This is a genomic window from Paenibacillus allorhizoplanae (genome assembly GCF_927798215.1).
Taxonomy (GTDB): domain Bacteria; phylum Bacillota; class Bacilli; order Paenibacillales; family NBRC-103111; genus Paenibacillus_E; species Paenibacillus_E allorhizoplanae.
In genome coordinates, this window is record NZ_CAKMMW010000019.1 from 56110 (window position 1) to 74972 (window position 18863).

General features: G+C 46.2%; 14 protein-coding genes. 11 read left to right on the top strand and 3 right to left on the bottom strand.

Features of this window, described 5'->3' with window-relative positions; all coding sequences use genetic code 11:
* The first annotated feature begins 44 nt into the window (after positions 1–44).
* From L6I86_RS25215 to L6I86_RS25235, 5 genes are all read left to right on the top strand, one after another.
* The gene (locus L6I86_RS25215) at positions 45–1379 is read left to right on the top strand and encodes an ABC transporter substrate-binding protein (RefSeq protein ID WP_236291162.1); all 1335 of its coding nucleotides are present in this window, start codon (positions 45–47) and stop codon (positions 1377–1379) included.
* A 240-nt stretch (positions 1380–1619) separates the two neighbouring features.
* Positions 1620–2522 carry a carbohydrate ABC transporter permease gene (locus L6I86_RS25220; RefSeq protein ID WP_056613083.1) on the top strand — a complete coding sequence of 301 codons (903 nt, stop codon included), beginning with the start codon at positions 1620–1622 and terminating at the stop codon, positions 2520–2522.
* Positions 2523–2589: 67 nt separating this feature from the next.
* The gene (locus L6I86_RS25225; protein WP_420851928.1) at positions 2590–3366 is read left to right on the top strand and encodes a carbohydrate ABC transporter permease; all 777 of its coding nucleotides are present in this window, start codon (positions 2590–2592) and stop codon (positions 3364–3366) included.
* 24 nt (positions 3367–3390) lie between these two features.
* Entirely contained in the window at positions 3391–4434 is a 1044-nt protein-coding gene (locus L6I86_RS25230; protein ID WP_236291164.1) for a glycoside hydrolase family 88/105 protein, read from the top strand.
* Positions 4435–4614: 180 nt separating this feature from the next.
* Positions 4615–5529 (top strand): aldo/keto reductase, encoded by a 915-nt coding sequence (locus L6I86_RS25235; protein ID WP_236291165.1) that lies wholly within the window; start codon positions 4615–4617, stop codon positions 5527–5529.
* A 59-nt stretch (positions 5530–5588) separates the two neighbouring features.
* Here the strand turns inward: L6I86_RS25235 and L6I86_RS25240 are convergent, their stop codons facing one another.
* From L6I86_RS25240 to L6I86_RS25250, 3 genes are all read right to left on the bottom strand, one after another.
* A complete protein-coding gene (locus L6I86_RS25240) occupies positions 5589–5957 on the bottom strand; it encodes an RNA polymerase sigma factor (RefSeq protein WP_236291166.1) in 369 nt (122 codons plus the stop codon).
* A gap of 280 nt (positions 5958–6237) precedes the next feature.
* The gene (locus L6I86_RS25245) at positions 6238–6996 is read right to left on the bottom strand and encodes a YheC/YheD family protein (RefSeq protein ID WP_236291167.1); all 759 of its coding nucleotides are present in this window, start codon (positions 6994–6996) and stop codon (positions 6238–6240) included.
* A 108-nt stretch (positions 6997–7104) separates the two neighbouring features.
* Positions 7105–9096, bottom strand: coding sequence for a beta-galactosidase (locus tag L6I86_RS25250; RefSeq protein WP_236291168.1), 1992 nt, complete (start codon positions 9094–9096; stop codon positions 7105–7107).
* A 286-nt stretch (positions 9097–9382) separates the two neighbouring features.
* Between L6I86_RS25250 and L6I86_RS25255 the strand changes: the two genes are divergently transcribed.
* The 6 genes from L6I86_RS25255 to L6I86_RS25280 all read left to right on the top strand — a co-directional run bounded on the left by L6I86_RS25255 (position 9383) and on the right by L6I86_RS25280 (position 18808).
* Complete coding sequence (locus tag L6I86_RS25255; protein WP_236291237.1) at positions 9383–10321, top strand: ABC transporter permease; 939 nt, start codon at positions 9383–9385, stop codon at positions 10319–10321.
* A gap of 33 nt (positions 10322–10354) precedes the next feature.
* Entirely contained in the window at positions 10355–11239 is an 885-nt protein-coding gene (locus tag L6I86_RS25260) for a carbohydrate ABC transporter permease (protein ID WP_236291169.1), read from the top strand.
* 47 nt (positions 11240–11286) lie between these two features.
* On the top strand, positions 11287–12873 hold the full coding sequence (locus L6I86_RS25265; protein WP_236291170.1) for an extracellular solute-binding protein: 1587 nt from the start codon (positions 11287–11289) through the stop codon (positions 12871–12873).
* Positions 12874–13027: 154 nt separating this feature from the next.
* The gene (locus L6I86_RS25270) at positions 13028–13528 is read left to right on the top strand and encodes a hypothetical protein (protein WP_236291171.1); all 501 of its coding nucleotides are present in this window, start codon (positions 13028–13030) and stop codon (positions 13526–13528) included.
* 243 nt (positions 13529–13771) lie between these two features.
* Positions 13772–16117, top strand: a complete 2346-nt coding sequence (locus L6I86_RS25275; RefSeq protein ID WP_236291172.1) for a helix-turn-helix domain-containing protein — start codon at positions 13772–13774, stop codon at positions 16115–16117.
* Between the two features lie 123 nt (positions 16118–16240).
* On the top strand, positions 16241–18808 hold the full coding sequence (locus tag L6I86_RS25280) for an exo-rhamnogalacturonan lyase family protein (RefSeq protein WP_236291173.1): 2568 nt from the start codon (positions 16241–16243) through the stop codon (positions 18806–18808).
* The last annotated feature ends 55 nt before the right edge of the window (positions 18809–18863 follow it).

Sequence of the window (18863 nt, forward strand, 5' to 3'; positions counted from 1 at the left end):
CGAGTAGAAAGAAAACGATTACAACTTTGGGGAGGAAATGACAGATGAAAAAAGTCATGTTTACAGTAATCTCAGCCGCGCTACTACTTGCAGGTTGCGGTACAAGTGGTTCTAGCGGATCAACAAGTACACCGAGCACAGGCACAAGCCCAGCAGCAAGTTCAGCACCAACGACGGGTGCCAAAGCAGATCCAGTTACTTTGCGCGTTTCTTGGTGGGGCGGACAAGCACGCCATGACTATACATTGAAAGTAATTGAATTGTATCAGCAGAAGCATCCGAATGTGAAAATCGAATCGGAGTATGCCGCATTCGACGACTATTGGAAGAAGCTTGCACCACAAGCTGCAGCTAACGGATTGCCAGATGTCTTTCAAATGGACGTTTCCTACCTTACACAATATGGCACTAGAGGGCAATTGGAAGATTTGACACCTTTTACAACAAGCGGTGTGCTGAATGTGAAAGACATTGCAGAAAACAGTATTTCCGGTGGTAAAATTGACGGTAAACTGGTTGCTATGAACGCAGGATCCAATGCCCTAGGCGGTACGTTCGATCCGCAAATGTTGAAAGACAATGGGATTACGATTAAGGAAGATTTTACATTTGGTGACTTGGATGCCATCGGCGCGACATTGAAAGCCAAAGGCAAGTTGCTCGCTGGTGACCTTCGTCATGACGTATACTTCCCGTTCTATCTGAGAAGTGTTGGTCAAAAGCTATACGCGGCTGATGGCGCTAGTCTCGGATATGCCGATGATAAAGCCTTTGTTGACTACTACACGATGTACAAAAAATGGTATGATTCCGGTTACTTGCTGCCGCTGGATAAGTTAGCACAGAAAAAAGGAACGGCGGAAGACGATGAAATGGTGCTAGGCAATGCGGCTGCAACATTCGCTTGGTCTAACCAGTTCATTGGCTTCAATACAGCTGCGAAGCGTTCGCTGGATATCATGAAAACGCCAAGCTGGGGTCAAAACAAAGCATTATTTTTGAAACCAAGTATGTTCTGGTCTGTGTCCAAAAGCTCTAAGAACAAAGAAGAAGCAGCCAAATTCGTTGACTTCTTGATCAATGATATCGATGCGAACAAAATCATTATGGGCGAGCGCGGTGTACCCGTTTCCTCCAAAGTAAAAGAAGCTTTGATGCCACTATTGACACCTGAACAAAAGAAAGTATTTGAGTACGTAGCTTGGGCAGAGAAAAACGCTTCTCCAATGGATCCGCCAAGCCCAATTGGCTCCGTTGAAGTGGAAAAGCTGCTTAAAGATACAGCTGAACAAATCATGTACAAAAAGTTAACAGTTGAAGAAGGCGCAGCGAAATTCCGTAAGGACGCGAACGCAATCTTAGCGAAAAACAAAAAATAAGCTTGGTCCGAAAGCCTCCGCATGTTTATCGTGCGGAGGCTTTTTCCATCGTTTAGGCGCGATTGGAAGGATTAGTGATGTTTTTCATAGATCCATGTAACCGCTATTATCACTCTGTTATTTATACAAACAGAACGGTTTTTTGCCTTCTGGGAGCGAATCAACTCTTTTATAATAAAGGTAGAGAAGAGAGGAAGCGAGGCTTCCGCTTCATAAATCTAGGTTAGGGGTTGATCACTAATGAACAAGCTGCGTTATAACGATAACCTGGTGGGGTATATATTTGCTTCCCCTTTCATTCTGGGGTTTCTCATCTTCACATTGTATCCGATCATTTCATCACTTTTTTATTCGTTTACGGATTACAATTTGTTTGATGCACCGAATTTTATCGGTTTTGACAACTATGAAAAAATGTTTACCGCGGACGATAAGTATTGGAAATCCGTCAGTGTAACTTTTACGTACGTGTTCGCTAGTGTACCACTTCGACTTGCATTCGCTTTGATGGTAGCGGTACTGCTCAATAAAGCTGTCTCAGGTATTGGCGTATACCGCTCCTCGTTTTACTTGCCTTCCTTAATCGGAGGCAGCGTGGCGGTTTCCATCATGTGGACGCAAGTGTTCGGAGATAAAGGCTTGGTCAATTCCGCACTGGGTGTTATCGGGATTCACACAGATACATCCTGGATTGGGAACCCGTCGACGGCGCTATGGACACTGATTGCTTTGTCCGTCTGGCAGTTCGGTTCTTCCATGCTCATCTTCCTTGCCGGTCTCAAAAACATTCCAGCTTCTTATTATGAAGCGGCGAGTGTAGACGGCGCGAATAAAATTCGCCAGTTCTTCAAGATTACACTTCCGTTGCTTAGCCCAATTATCCTGTTTAACCTGATTATGCAAACCATCTCTGCGTTCATGACCTTTACGCCAGCCTATATCATCTCACGCGGCGAAGGTGGACCGCTAGACAATACATTACTTTATTCTTTGTATTTGTATCGCCGAGCATTCCAATTCTACGAAATGGGTTATGCTTCCGCAATGGCGTGGGTCATGCTCATCCTTGTCGGTATCATTGCACTCGTTATTTTCCAAACTTCGAAATACTGGGTTTACTACGAAAACAAAGGAGAGAAATAACATGGCACATTCGAATAACTACAAACGCTTTGGCTATCATCTCCTTTTAGTCCTATGCTCGCTTGTGATGATGTACCCTATCATTTGGTTGCTTGCTAGCTCGCTGAAGCCAAACAGTGAAATTTTCTCAACCGCATACAGCTTGATTCCGAGCAAGATTGCTTGGGAGAACTTTCAAACAGGCTGGAGAGGCTTTGCAGGTAATTCGTTCGGTCGCTTTTTCATGAACTCGTTCTATATCGTGATCCTGTCTACGATCGGCGCGGTGGTCAGTTCAGCCCTCGTTGCTTATGCGTTTGGCCGTATCCCATTTTTCGGAAGAAACTTCTGGTTCGGTTGTATGATGCTTACTATGATGCTGCCCCACGATGTTACAATTATTCCGCAATACGTATTGTTTGCGAAGTTAGAATGGATTGGATCCTTTAAGCCGATCATCATGCCGCAGTTCTTTGCCATTCCATTCTTTATCTTCCTGATTATGCAGTTCATTCGGACAATTCCCATTGAGCTTGATGAAGCGGCTAAAATGGACGGTTGCAGCAAATACAGCATCTTTTTCCGGATTTTAGTTCCACTTATCGTTCCGGCGCTCATTACATCAACGATCTTCTCCTTCTACTGGCGCTGGGAAGATTTCATAAACCCGCTGCTTTACTTAAATAAGCCGAGCATGTACCCTGTGTCACTGGCCTTGAAACTTTTCTTAGATGGAGAGTCAGTGAATAACTGGGGGGGCATGTTCGCAATGGCATCCGCATCACTGGTACCGATTGTTGTCGTGTTCTTCATTTTCCAACGGTACATTGTTGAAGGAATTAGCACAAGCGGCTTGAAAGGATAGAGGATGAGAGGAGAACTTATAGACATGCCGAAATTAGTATTTGAGGAAAATGATATCATTTCAGCCATCGATCGTGTGGTAGATCGCACGTTTCGAATGGACTTCGGATGGGATTGGCCAGGAGGTGTCGCATTTTATGGGGTTTGTGAAGCCTATGCGGCAACAGGGAATGAATCGTATCTAACTAGGCTTAAGGCTTGGGTGGATGAAAATATGGAGGATGGCTTGCCGAAGCTTTCGGTCAACGCGGTGTCCATCGGGCATTCCCTTCTTACCCTATATGACATGACAAAAGAAGAGAAATATCTAGACACTGTGAAGGAAATGGCGGAATTCCTAGCGACACAAGCGGAGCGGTTTGGGGACGACATTCTCCAACATACGGTTAATTCCGAAACGTATAACTTTCCAGAACAAGCTTGGGTAGATACGATGTTTATGGCTGGTTACTTCCTACTTCGTGTTGGAACTTTGCTGAATAATGATGACTATTTCGAGCTCGGCTTGAAGCAATATCATGGACATGAGAACGTCCTGCAAGATGCGAAAACCAACCTATATTACCATGGATGGGACAATATCGCTCAAAATAATATGTCCGCTATGTTCTGGGCACGCGGGAACTCCTGGGCTGCTCTCACGATGGCGCGCGCACTTCATCTCGTAGAAGTTACGCATCCTTCGTTCATGATTATTGATGGTTCATTGCGTGATCAACTAAGCGCACTTGTTCGATTGCAAGATGAGTCAGGTCTGTGGCACACTATTCTTGATGACCCAACAGCTCCGCTGGAAACTTCCGGATCAGCCGGTATTGCCACTGCTTTACTTACGCGAGGCAGACTGTATAATAAATATACACAGAAGTCGATCGACGGTATTTTAGTGCGAATTACCGAGGAAGGCACAGTAACTGGTGTTTCCGCGGGGACGGCTGTCATGAAAAATGCAGAAGGCTACAAAGGCGTGCCAGACAAACGCATTCAAGGTTGGGGACAAGGGTTAACCTTGACTTTCCTGGCTGAGGTTTTGCAATCGAAGAAGAATAGCTTTGGGAACGGCTGCTAAGCAGTGAATAGTTGACGTTAAACCTCCAGTTCATTTTGGATTTTACGGCTCATACCGTAATTGTTCGAAATAGCTGGAGGCTTTTGTGTTTTTTTCATTACGGATTAATTTCTGACCAACTGCATCGCCACTGCTATCAAGACTTTATTATAGAACATAATATCGGAGGGAAACATACCAATGAAACGAAATCGATTAGGCACTTCGGAGCTCATGGTAGGCGAGATTGGCTTAGGCTGCATGTCGTTAGGCACAAATCAACGGCTAGCAATCGAGATGATTCATACAGCATTGGATCGAGGGGTAAATTTCATAGATACGGCAGATTTATACGAAGAAGGTCTCAATGAAGAAATCGTAGGACAAGCGATACGTGATCGCCGCCGTGAGGAACTTGTTTTAGCCACGAAAGTGGGTAATCGACGAATTCCCGGCCAAGATGGCTGGGCTTGGGATGCGTCCAAAGCATACATACTCTCCGCGGTCAAAGATAGTTTGAAAAGGCTTCGTACGGATTACATTGATCTATATCAATTGCACGGGGGTACGCTGGAGGACCAGATCGATGAGACGATCGAAGCCTTTGAACAATTGAAGCGTGAGGGGATCATTCGCTATTATGGTATTTCCTCGATTCGTCCTAATGTCATTCGTGAATATACAAACCGCTCGTCGATTGTTAGCGTAATGAGTCAATATAGCTTATTGGATCGACGGCCGGAGGAAGCCGTGTTGCCTTGGCTTGCCGAGCATTCGGTCAGTATGATAGCTCGGGGCCCAGTGGCGAAAGGAATTCTGTCGAGCGGAGGACAGGGGCGGCTTCAGAAAGGATATCTTGATTACACAGCAGAATCACTTTTCACCCTTCATCCCCAATTGCAGGAGCTAGCCGATTCAAGTGATCGCAATCTAAGCCAGCTTGCAATTCGCTATGCGTTATCGCATCCAACGGTCGCTGTGACCATCCCAGGAGCCAGCTCCATGCATCAATTGTTGGACAATATCGACGCAGCAGAGGGACCGCCTTTAACAGAAGAAGAGATTACCCTACTACGTAAACTAACTCGATTGAATAGATATGAACAACATCGATAAATTTTGAGAGGCCCATGCAACTACGCATGGGCCGACACTTTTTTTAGCATGAGATTCAATTACTGGATTATCACGAAACTGAGCTTCTTCCGTAGCAGAACGGGATAGACTTGCCTGAAATCAGAGAAAGGTCGTTCCTTGCCATAAGGTCCACCGCGTCGCATTTTCATATATGCCTGGTTGCGAACGATACGTTGCAGCCAAGGAATAAAACGCTCCGGATTCATCAAGGTACCCATGTGTAGGAAAGCTCTAATTAGTGCCTCCTGCACAATGTCTTCGGCAATTGAACTGTCTTGCGCGATTGTATTCGCCCATCCAAGAGCTTTACTCCGATGATAACGTACTAATTCACCGAATGCCTCTCGATCACCAGAACGCGCGCGTTGCACGAGCTCCTGTTGCTCATCTAATCTAACCTTTTCCAATGACCTGCCATCCTTTCATTCTCCCACTACAATGTTGATGCCAAAGGACATATGACTTCTATCATTTATTGAAAAAAACGAAAAATATATGATCTTCCTACAATAATTGAAATGAAAAGGGAAGTTTGCACGGATTTCTTAATTCAATTTTATCACGAAACAGGAGGATGAAAATGGAAAGTGGGAATTTGCTTTGGGTGTGATGCGTCAGATAAAAAGCGGTATCCAGGACCTATTTTCAGTCCATGGATACCGCTTTATTTTCGCGTATGTCCTCACATTATTTGGTTCGTCCATACTGCTTGCCGATATCCACCATGCGCCGATACAACTTACGATTAGACATGTTCTTCAGTGGATAGAACTGAGGTCGCGTATTCACTTCTAGAATCCACGGTCTTCCTTTGGAATCAATCGCGACATCGAGACCCAGTTCTCGGAATCCTCGATTATGATCATCAAAAGTATTCCCGACCGCCACGCCTAGCTGCTTCAATTGTGCTTCCCGTTCTTGAGTATCAGGTGTGGAATAGCCTGCTCCGAGCATAGTGGGTTTGAAATAGCCGATAGATCCGCCTTGATTATAATTCGTAGCTACTTTTCCTTGTCTGCCGATTTTGGCGAAGAGGCCCGTGCTGACCCATTCACCTTGATTCGTTTTCTGTACCATGACGCGAATATCGAAAGGTCGGCCTTTCGTATGGGCGAGCTTAATCCCTTTCTGGAGTAAATAGGAACGCTTACCCGCATGTTTGGACAATTTGCTATGCAATTTATTCAGCGTGGTATAGAAGTTTTTTGTGCGATTCAATTGGGTTTGGAAGCCTGTTGTCTTCCGTTTGATACGGATAATATTGGAACCGCCGGAACCATCTGTAGGTTTGAAAAAGACTGTTTTATAATCATCCAGCATCCTATTCAAATTATTTTTCGTAAAAAGCAACGTTCGAGGGACATAGTGACGTAATTGAGGTTGTTGAAGCAACCATTTGGTTTTACGCCATTTGCTCTTGATTGAACTGCTTTTATACGTGGGCATAGGGAGTACACCTCTTTTAGACAGCGTATGTGAGGTGCTCGCTGCTTGTCAGTGCTTATACCCATGGACCCATCAAATTTGCATAAACATAACCTCTGAGTGTCATTGTTACCTAGCTGTGAATTGAATTAGTTTGTGTTCATACCGGCCAAGTGTTAGCTGCCCCTTGCGGTAGACAGTTCCCGTGATCGGGTCGACGCCATCACGTGGGAGAGTCACGCTGCCGCCTGCACCGTCCATGTTAACCACGACCCAGACTTCGCGACCATCGCCATGTCGCGGAGCAACAATCGTACCTGCTGTTACATCGGTACGTAGTGTTACGCCAGCATCATCCGCATACCGCAGGATGAGCTTGTTCAACAATTGCTCACCTTCCTCGCCGGTCGGCATAGAGCCAAGCATGACGATCTTGCCTTTGCCATAGGCGCGCTCGGTAATGAAGGATAGCCCCGGTGTCAGCCCTGATTCGATGGTTCCAACGGCGACAGCTTCCTTCGGTTCAAAGACGGAGCTCCAAAGCGATAGCGGGGCAGCGACACCAAAGGCGCTGCCGATGGATCCGCTGCCGTCCATAGGGAACGTGTAGATTGTTTCCACACCGGCTAGGTGCTCCAATTCACCGAGCGCAGCATTTGTGTGCATCGTGTGTTCTTCGGTGCGTCCGCCGGAGAGAGGGCCAACTACCCATACACCGCCTTCCGCAACGAATGCAGAAGCACGCTTCATCAGATCCGATGAGATATAAGGGACGAATGGCGTAAACAGCAGCTTGTACCCGGTCAGCTCGGCACCTTCGGGCACGATATCCCTGTGAAGTCCAAGATGGAGTATCCGCTCGTAGAAACTGGTTACAAGTCCGCGATGATTCAGTTTTTGATGCGGTTCGGTTTTCAGAAACGCTTTGGAGCGATCCGAATAAGTCATCGCAACTTCAGCTTGAGTAGGGAGAGTCTCTACGATTGTGGCTTCAATTTCTTTTCTAGCCTGCTCGACTTCTAATACGTTAGGGAAGCCAACCGTAGGTTTGCCCCAAGTGCTGATAACAGAGCCGTGTGGCTGCTCGCAGCCTGCTCGCTGCTGTCTCCAGAGCCAATAACAGAAGGCTTCTGCTCCAAGCGCATAAGCAGCAACAGCTTCCGCTTTGAGATAGCCGTTAGGATGCGGCTTTGCGTAGCTTGCAAGGGAGGCAGCATGGGAGGGACTCGTTTCCATGATCCAGTAATCTCGACCGCGCTTAAAGTTCCGCCACAAGTCGTTATTTAATAAGTAGTTCGCTGGATGATCGTAGGTTGCATACGTATCGAATGACGCAAAATCCAATTCGCGGAATAAACGCTCATTATCTACGCTGAAAGCGACGCTGCTATTATGCGTGATCGGGGCATCCGAGAATTGGCGGATCATCGCCGCTTGTTCATCGGAGAACTCCGCAATCTTCTCCATCGAAAATAGTTGGTACATCGTACTGAGAGAAGAGTTATGCAGGAATGGCACAGGACCAGGTTGTGGTACTTGCTCGAAGCTATGATAGTATTCGCTCCAAATTTGCGTGCCCCACGCTTCATTCAACTTCTCAACGGTTTCATAACGCGCTTCAAGCCATTCATGCCATTGTACAAGACAGGTTCCACACATACATTCGGATACATGCGCTTTAAATTCATTATCGATCTGCCAACCGATCAGACCTGGCAAGCGTCCAATAGCCCTTGCAATATGCTCGGTGATAATAGCGGCCTTTTCACGGAAATAAGGATGATTCGTACAAGCATGCTGACGCGACCCATGTCCCATAACTTGCAGCTGCTCATTCACATACATCCGTTCCGGATGACCGTGCGTGAACCAAATTGGCGGTGTCGGAGTCGGTGTGCACATCACAGTATCTATCCCATTTTGATGGAGGAGGTTAACCATTTGCACAAAAAATCCAAGGTCAATATTCCCCTCCGTTGGCTCCATATTAGACCAGGCGAATTCGCCGATTCGCACGACATTCATACCTGCTTGCTTCATAAGAACGATATCTTGTTCAATGACCGATTGATCCCAAAGCTCAGGATACCAGGCCGCACCATGATATAGCTTTTTACCCATTACCATCATCCATCCTTTTCATCAGAAAGTTAGTTTCTACTATAAGTGCTATTTTACTCAGGGGCAATAACACATTCTTGCTGGGTAAATTAGGAAGTTTTAACTGTTTTGACGGGTTTGCACTTTCTTGATACAACACGAATTCAACCATTTGGAAGGGCTTACAAGAATGTCTGATAGGCGGTAAATCACAGGAGATGCATAATAGGGCTACAAACGCTCACAAGGCGATCATGACATGGAGGTGAAAAGGATGAAGCAGGCAGCTGCTCCTAGCAACAGAAAGATGGTTCAGGTGAGCGAGGCGAAAGGGCTTCGCAGATCACAGGTCTGGGCAAGGTTGCGCAAGGATAAATGGATCTACGCATTGCTAACACCAGGCTTATTGTATTTCATTATTTTTAAATATGTGCCCATGTGGGGTGTGCTGCTTGCCTTTAAGAATTATCAGCCTTTTCTAGGCTTTTGGAAAAGTGACTGGGTTGGTTTGGAGCATTTCCGTGTGTTTTTTCAAAATCCAGAGTTTGTTATGCTCCTCCGCAATACGTTGTTGCTTTCGTTATATAATTTGGTGTTTTACTTCCCGGCACCGATTGTACTTGCACTTCTATTAAATGAAGTCAAAGTCAATATGTATAAACGAACCATTCAGACATTAATTTATGTACCGCATTTCATATCTTTAGTCATTGTGGCCAGCTTAACTTATGTTTTTCTTACGACACAGGGCGGGTTAGTTAATGAACTTTTGCAGAAATATATGGGGCATAAAATTGACTTCTTAGCTAGTCCTGAATGGTTCCGACCGATGATTATTATACAAACAATGTGGAAGGAATGCGGGTTTGGCACGATTATTTTCCTTGCAGCGCTTGCTGGAGTCGATGTGGAACAATACGAAGCATCCATCGTGGATGGCGCTAACCGCTGGAGACAGCTGTGGCACATTACATTACCGTCGATTCGCAGTACGATCGTCATTCTGCTCATTTTGCGGATGGGGGATGTGTTGGACAACGGATTTGAACAAATTTTCCTCATGCTGAACCCATTGAACAGGGAAGTAGCTGAAGTATTTGATACCTACGTCTATATGATGGGGATAACGCAAGGAGCATTTAGTTACAGTACAGCTGTTGGATTGTTTAAAGCGGTTATTGGCGTTATCTTGGTACTCGGTGCGAACTGGACAGCGAAGAGGTTCGGACAATCCGGCATTTATTAATACGAATAATATGGGTAAAGGAGGAGAGGGGTTTTGGCAAAGCAATATAAGAGCGTTCCCGGAACCGTCTTCGATGTAACGAATTATGTTGTACTTGGCGTTATAGGCATCGTTGCCATTCTACCATTTCTATATGTCATAGCAGGATCGTTCGCTTCGGATGCAGAACTGACGAAGCGTTCCGTGTTCCTCATTCCAGAGACGTTTACTTTAGCAGCTTATCGCTTTATTTTTTCAACGGATACGATTTTGAAAAGTATTGGGGTATCGCTGTACGTAATGGTTCTTGGTACTTTTGTGAACTTGTTCTTCACTGTTACGATGGCGTATGCCTTATCGAAGCGGGGGTTAATGGGACGAAATACGGTGCTGAATCTAATTATTTTCTCCATGCTGTTTGGCGGTGGATTAATTCCAACCTTCTTGGTTGTACGTCAGCTGCACATGTTGGACACCTACTGGGCTTTAATGATTCCTGGCGCGATTAGCGCTTTTAACTTGATTATTGTTAAAAATTTCTTCCAAGAGATCCCTCCCGAATTGGAGGAAGCCGCGAAGATTGATGGCTGTACTGAAATTGGTCTTCTGTGGCGGATCGTGCTGCCACTATCAATGCCCGTATTGGCCACTTTCACTTTATTTTATGCCGTAGGTCATTGGAACAACTTCTTTTCAGCTTTACTGTACATCAACGATCCCTCCAAATGGCCGCTGCAAGTCATGCTCAGACAGATTGTCTTGCTATCTCAGGCGGCAGCTGGGGATATCAATGCCATGGATCCGAATTTCGTTAAACCACCTGAGCAATCCATCAAGATGGCTGTTATTGTCGTAGGCACCATTCCAATTTTACTTGTCTATCCGTTCCTGCAAAAACATTTTGCCAAAGGGGTCTTGATCGGCTCGGTCAAGGGGTAACGGATTACGATAGAGGCAAGTCCATAACTTAGAGGAGGCATGTTTAGATGAAGAAAAATGCGAAGAAATGGGTTTCCGTAGCAACTGTAGGAACAGCTGTCATGACAACAATCGTTGGTTGCAGCAGTGACAAAGAGGGAACAGCTACACCTGCAGCATCCGCCTCAACCACACAAGCAGCTACACAGACCAAAGCGCCAGAGAATCTAGCCCCGCTGGATCTAAGCATCATGCTTCCGATCTTCAAAACGAATTTCCCGAAAGATGATGGTCCTGTTACAACAGAAATTGAGAAGAAAACGAACACCAATATTCATCTGGAATGGGTCCCGAACGCTTCCTACACAGATAAATTTAATATTACATTGGCTTCAGGCAAGCTGCCACAGATCATCTATGTTGGTGATGTGAAGAACCCGAGTTTCGTGAATGCGGCAAAATCGGGGGCGTTCTGGGAAATTGGGAAATATTTAAAAGACTACCCGAACCTCAGCAAAGCGAACCAAGTCATTATGAACAATTCGTCGGTTGATGGCAAAAACTACGGTATTTACCGTGGGCGTGCTTTGGGTCGGAATGGGATCAACTATCGCAAAGATTGGTTGGAAGCTGTTGGTATGCAACCTCCAAAAACCATTGATGATTTCTACAATATGCTCAAGGCGTTTAAAGAAAAAGATCCTGACAAAAATGGCAAAGACGACACATACGGCATGGTATTGGTCAAATGGACAGGGCAATGGGCAAGCGGCTTTGATATTATGAAGCTCTGGTTTGGTGCACCGAACAAATGGGGCGTTGTAGACGGGAAGCTCGTACCTGAACATCAAACCGCCGAATATCTGGAAGCTCTTAAATTTATGAAGAAACTATATGATGAGAAGTTAATAAATCAGGATTTTGCTGTGTTTGATTCAGCGAAATGGAACGATCCAATTGCCAACAATCAAGCGGGGGTCATCGTAGACGTAACCGATAATGCCGCTCGTATGGATGATAAAATTCATGCTGCGCTTGCCAAGGATGGCAAAGATAATCCTAACATTCATTATGTAGATAATATGATTGGCGTCACAGGCAAAAATGGCTTGAAAGCACTGCCTACTTCCGGATTTGCTGGTATTCTAGCTGTTTCGAAATCCACCGTGAAGACGGAAGATGAACTGAAACGCGTGCTGAAATTCTTAGATCAAATGAATGAGCCGGATCTTCAAACGTTAGCTGGCTATGGTATCGAAGGCAAGCATTATACGAAGGATGGCGACGCGCTTGTGGTGAGTAAGGATACAGCTCTTCTCGAGTCCGAAGTCGAAGGTTTGAACCAAATGCTGCCATTTATACCGGAAGATCGCGGCTTGAAAGTGAAGCAAACACCGCTTCGCTTGCAAACGACGAAGATTCAAAAAGAAGCAGAAGCGAACATCGTGGCCAATCCAGTTGAGCCATTCATCTCCACAGTGTACTCGCAAAAAGGTCAACAGCTGGATAACATCATTAACGATGCGCGTATTAAATTTATTGTCGGCCAAAGTGACGAAGCGGCTCTGAAGGCTGCTTTTGAAACTTGGAAGAAATCAGGCGGAGATGATTTGGTGAAAGAAATGAACGACTTGTATGTTGCTGCGAAGAAGTAAATAGCATTTGTGAAAAATAAACAAAGACCAGTCTACCACAGGAATAGTGTGTAAGGCTGGTCTTTATTAAATAAGTCCTTAAAAGCTTAGTCCAAACTTGTCTGCTGAACATAAGATGACAAGAATAACTACTTTTAAAGGATGCGTGAGCTGCATGAAACCTCAATATCAGTCCAAAAGTAAACATAAACGCGGTCATGTCTTACACAAATCAGCTGCCAGAGCCTCATCCACAATTGCTGCACAAGCGAGAGCTCATTTAGGAACACCGGTTTGTATTGGGCTTAAAGATGGATCTGTCTACTACGGTATTTTGGAAGACATTGAGGCCAATCAAGTCATTCTTCAAGGCTTCAAGGCAGATAAAAAGCTAACCCGCAAGAAAAGCAAATCCAAAGCACAAATCTCTAGTCTAGGCAGTTTAGGTGGATTAAGCAGCATGCTTGGGATGTTAGGTGGCGGGGGGCTCGGTGGCTTGCTTGGAGGAGGAGGTTCGTCAGGTGGACTTGGGGGCTTGCTCGGCGGACTTGGTCAAGGGGCAGCTGGAAGTACAGGTGGGGCAGGCGGCATATTTGGCAACATCGGCAGCTTCATGAAGATGGGCATGGGTGTTATTTCATTTATTATGCCATTGATGAAAAATTTCTCGATTTAAGTGATGAATAGCGGACTATCGTTCCGCAACGATTGGCAGCAGCTCCCTGATAGTTGGGGAGCTGTTTTTTTACCACATAAGCGTGGAGAAACTTGATCTCCCTCATCACTGCATTGTAAACACAAAAAGTCGGAAAAGTCATGTATTTCCTCTGGAAATTAACTTCCATCCGACTGCCATCCGGTATACGCTCTAAGTTGAAGTCTTCGCTCCAAACTAAACTTTCGAACGGTTGGTGAGAGCATGTTCCAAGCATTGAAACGAGGTCTGGCAAGAAGTTTAAGCAAAACGATCGGTGGACAAGGTCGCTTTTACAAAAAGAGTCTGATTACGATCTTCATCGTCTCGGGTATTCCTGGGCTACTAATGGGAGTCCTTGTGTATTGGATGGCAGGCGGGCGCGTGGAAAGTGAGCTGCTTCAACTGCATTATCGACAAATCGAACAAAGGTCGCAAAATATCGATGACCAGTTAGGCAATCTGGAGCTGTTGCTATCCCACTGGGCGTTTGATAATAAATTTGACTATAGTTTAAATGGGTTTGATTTTGTAAGGAATTTCGAACGGACTCAGGATATTACCAGAACGCTGGTCGCGATGCAGGGATCTAATGCGATGGTGAAGCATGCAGAACTTTATGTGGGTGGAACAAGCTCTGTTCTGTTCAACCCTGAATATATGAAGATCGATAATCGTACAGCAGCGACAGCTGCTAGATATGAACCTCTCATCCAAGGTCAAAATACGACCTACTGGACGCAATGGTCATTTGATGCGAATCGTCCTGATAACAAAGATTTAACGCTCGTTCATCAAGTTCCCGGTGGAAGTTTGAAACCGTTCGGGGTCTTAGTTTTCCGTTTTGATAGTCAGAAGGTGGCCAATATGCTCAATACGCTGACGCCTTATGATGGCGGGGAGACATTTCTGATTCAGAACGCAGGAGAACTGTTCGTTTCAGCAAACGGGAATACGTCGTCATCTCCATTTGTAAGCGCTCTTCGTGACAAAATTGACTCACTAAAAGGCAATAAAGGTTCCTTTTTTATGGATTGGAAAGGATCTACATACACGGTATCGTACGGTAGCTTGGCCAGAATTGCTGAAGATTGGACCTATGTATCCGCATCGCCGATTTCGAGTATCACATCGCCGGTAGTCTTTATTTCCAAGTTGATTATCACGGTAAGTCTTGCGGTATTGCTGCTCGCGGCTATTCTTGCATGGCTGGCTTCACGTCGCATTTATTTGCCTGTCAAAAGGCTTGTTGCCATGTTGGGTGGAAGCGCGACTCACCATGAGCATGCGGATGAATTCACATTGCTGGAGTCGAAGTGGATGAATTTGCATAACGAGAGTCTAGAGCTGAACACGAAGCTGACAGAACAGCTTCCCCACCTCAAGGACAGCTTTCTGCACCAACTGTTGCAAGGATATTTGAATGCGTATTCAGAGGACGATTTGCGCCATCGGATGGAACGTTTTAAATGGGACGTGAAGCATAAGCAATTCGTTGTCCTCTATGTCCAGTTGATTGGGATGACGAGCATGGAGGGGAACTTCCGGCTAGGTGAAGAGGGACTTGTTACTTTTGCAGCCGTGAATATGATTGATGAGCTGGCGGCTCAGTATTTTGAACAGCGTCATACCCTTAACTTTCACGATTTAACAGCGGGTATTCTTCTCATCCTGCCTGAGGATCAATCTTATACGGAAGCCACCCAAGCTTTTAGTGATGATTTGAAGCAGTCGATTAACCGTATTTTGAAAATGCGCATGACCTTGGCGATCAGCCGACCGGTGTCACTGATTTCAGATGTGCCAATCGCATTTGAACGAGCGAAGCAAGCGGTTAGCTATCGTTACTTCGAGAATGTGAATCAGATTATCGATATGGAGCATGACAATTTTGCAGGAGATGAAGACATGGAGTTGCAATATCCATTTACACAGGAGCGGGAGCTCATTCAAGCCTTACGGACAGGAAAAGAAGGGGAAGCAAGTGAACTGCTGGTGTCTTTCCTGGAGGTTTTAACCTGCAAAGGTGCCAAAGAAATTGAGGTTCAGCAAGGGATGTTGCATTTGCTTGGCAATGTTCAGCACGCCATCATGGTGTCCGGGATTAATCCGAATCGCCTCTTCAAGGGTGCGAACTTATATGAACAGCTTTCCCAGATTCGAGAGTCTACGAGAATTCTTGCATGGTTTCAGGATAAAGTGCTAAGTCCCTTTATGAGGGAGATGTCAGGTCGTTCGGACGCACAAGTAAAACGGATTATCGAACAAGCGATGATTTATTTGCAAAATAATTACAGACAGGATATTTCGCTTGATAATTGTGCGGAGCATACGGGGACGAATCCATTTTTCCTTAGCAGATCTTTTAAGCAAGTGACCGGCAAAAACTTTATCGATTACTTGACGGAACTACGCATGGACAAAGCTAAAGAATTGCTAAGAGATTCGGAAATGCGAATCAACGATGTCGCCGATCAGGTCGGATACCAACATACGTACTTCAATCGGATTTTCAAAAAGCTGGAGGGCATGACGCCAACGCGTTATCGTGAGCTTAGTCGAACATCCTAGCAACATTGTATGAGTTCGCCAAAAAAGTGCAATCCGCTGAATCGCTGCTTAGCAATAATGTCCCCTTGTTCGCAAGTGCTCCGTTTTCTACAATAGGGCTACATGTGAAAAGGAGATGATCGCTTGGCTTCGAATTCGGCAATTAAGCTGCGTTGGTTAAACAAAGAGGCATCAAAACCTGTTGGGATAACGTGGGGAATTCCATGGCGTGAGGGAGAGCTTGGACGCGATGAGTCATTACGGTTGGAAACCGATGACGGCCAAGACGCCGTACCCGTCCAAAGCTGGCCGACGGCTTACTGGCCGGATGGCAGCGTGAAATGGTCCGCGCATGCGGCAACAGTCCTTCCTGGTTCTGGTGAAGGGTTTGCCATTCGCAAAGGGAGCGGGCAGGATCCCGTTCATCGTTTGCTCGTAACGGAAACCGACGATGTCATTTCGCTGGACACAGGCGTCATGATTTGCACGATAGGTAAGCAAGGGAAACAATGGCTTCGCAGCATCGTTCGTGAGGGCAACGAGATATGCAGTGGTGGCGAGTTGATCGGTTTGAAAGAAGGACGGAGTGAGGCATCGGGTGTACGGATAAGTCGCGAAGAGACTTTCGAGAGTCGTATCTTACGCGCTGTTGTTGAACAAGATGGACCGATTCGGGCTGTCGTGAAACTTGACGGCAGACTTCGCTCGACGACGGGAACGCGAGAGTGGCTGCCTTTTACACTGCGTATGTATGTGTATGCGGGGCAGGAAACGATTAAACTCGTGCACACGTTTCAATATGATGGAAATCCTCATGAGGATTTCATTAAAGGCTTAGGCATTCGTTTCACGGTGCCGATGAGAGGAGCCCAATACAATCGGCATATCCGTTTGGCAGGGGATCGCGGCTATTTCAGCGAATCGCCCAAAACCTTACATACCCGTCGAACAAAAGGCAAGTATAAAGCGTTATTTGAGCGTCAAACGGCAGGTGAGTTGACGGTATTTGACCCCGTAGAGGATGCGTATTTCCTTAGGTTGTTGGATGATTCGGCAACGTGGGACAGCTTCAAACTCGTACAAGATTCATCTGAGCATTACCGCATTTGGAAGCGGACGAAACCCGGCTGCAGCTGGGTCAAGGTGACAGACGGCGCGCGGGCTGGCGGTTTGGGCTATGTCGGCGGAGAAGGCGGCGGCTTAGCGGTGGGACTGCGACACTTCTGGGAGAAGCATCCATCAAGCTTTGAGGTACATGGTACAGCAGCTTCGGAGGCTGCATTTACGATCTGGTTGTGGTCTCCAGACGGGACACCGATGGACCTTCGTCATTATGATACGGAAACACACGTGGAATCTTCGTACGAAGGGGCCGAAGAGTTGCGTGCGACACCTTATGGGATTGCGAATACGAGTGAATTGATGCTGTGGTGTACGAGCGAGACGCCGGATATGGAGAATCTTCAGCACATGCAGGAAGAGTCGCAAGATCCATCCCTTCTTATTTGCGAGCCGGGGTATTATCACGCTTCTGGGGCTTTTGGCTATTGGAGTTTACCTGACCGCAGTCATCCACTGAAAGCGCAGCTGGAGAATCGGCTGGACGGTATTATAACCTTTTATCAAGATGAAGTTGAGCAACGAAAGTGGTATGGATTCTGGGATTACGGCGATTACATGCATAGTTATGATCCTGTTCGGCATGTATGGAACTATGATTTAGGCGGCTGTGCTTGGCAAAATACAGAGCTTGCGCCCAACATGTGGCTATGGGTGATGTTCCTGCGCACGGGACGAGTGGATATCTTCCGGATGGCAGAAGCGATGACTCGGCACACAAGTGAAGTGGACCTGTACCATTTCGGCGAATATGCGGGACTCGGCTCTCGGCATAATGTGGTCCATTGGGGCTGCGGCTGCAAGGAGGCTCGCATTGGGATGGCGGGCTTACATCGATACTTCTATTATTTGACCGCTGATGAGCGAATTGGGGATATCATGGATGAAGTGCGTGATTCGGATTTCACCACGGTGAATTTGGATCCGATGCGTGCTTATTTTCCGAAGGATGAGCACCCAACGCATATCCGTGTGGGTCCGGATTGGGCAGCTTTCAGCTCGAATTGGATGACACGATGGGAACGCTATGAAGATACGTCGTATCGGGACAAAATCTTGGTAGGTATTAACTGTATTAAGGATGCCAATTATGGGCTTATCTCGGGACCTACCTATGGATATGATCCGAAAACAGGCGTGCTCTCGCCACTTGGAGACGATAACTGGGGCAGGCATTTGGCCATATGTATGGGAGGACCGCAGGTGTGGTTCGAGCTTGCTGGCATGTTGAAGGACCCCGAATGGGAAGACATGATGGCGGAGCTTGGCGTGTATTACAACCAAACACAGGAGCAGAAGGATAAGCTGACCAACGGTCAGATATCCACGAAAAATTTCGAGCATCCTGTGCTCAGTGCAGCAATCACTGCGTATGGGGCATTTTATAAGCGGGACAATGAGACAGCTGAGAAGTGCTGGGCTATTTTGCTCGGAAGCGCATTCGCTAAGGTTGATCTACAGCAAGAAGCTTCCATCGTCTCGCATGTGGATACTTTGCAAGAAGTCGATTGGATGAATACGAATGAGGCCGCACAATGGTCATTGAATACGATTATTGCACTTGAGCTTATCTCGGATTGGCTCCCCCAATAGACAGATGATAGGAGGAATTGGCTGTGGAACAAGTGAGCAAAGAGCCTTATTTGCT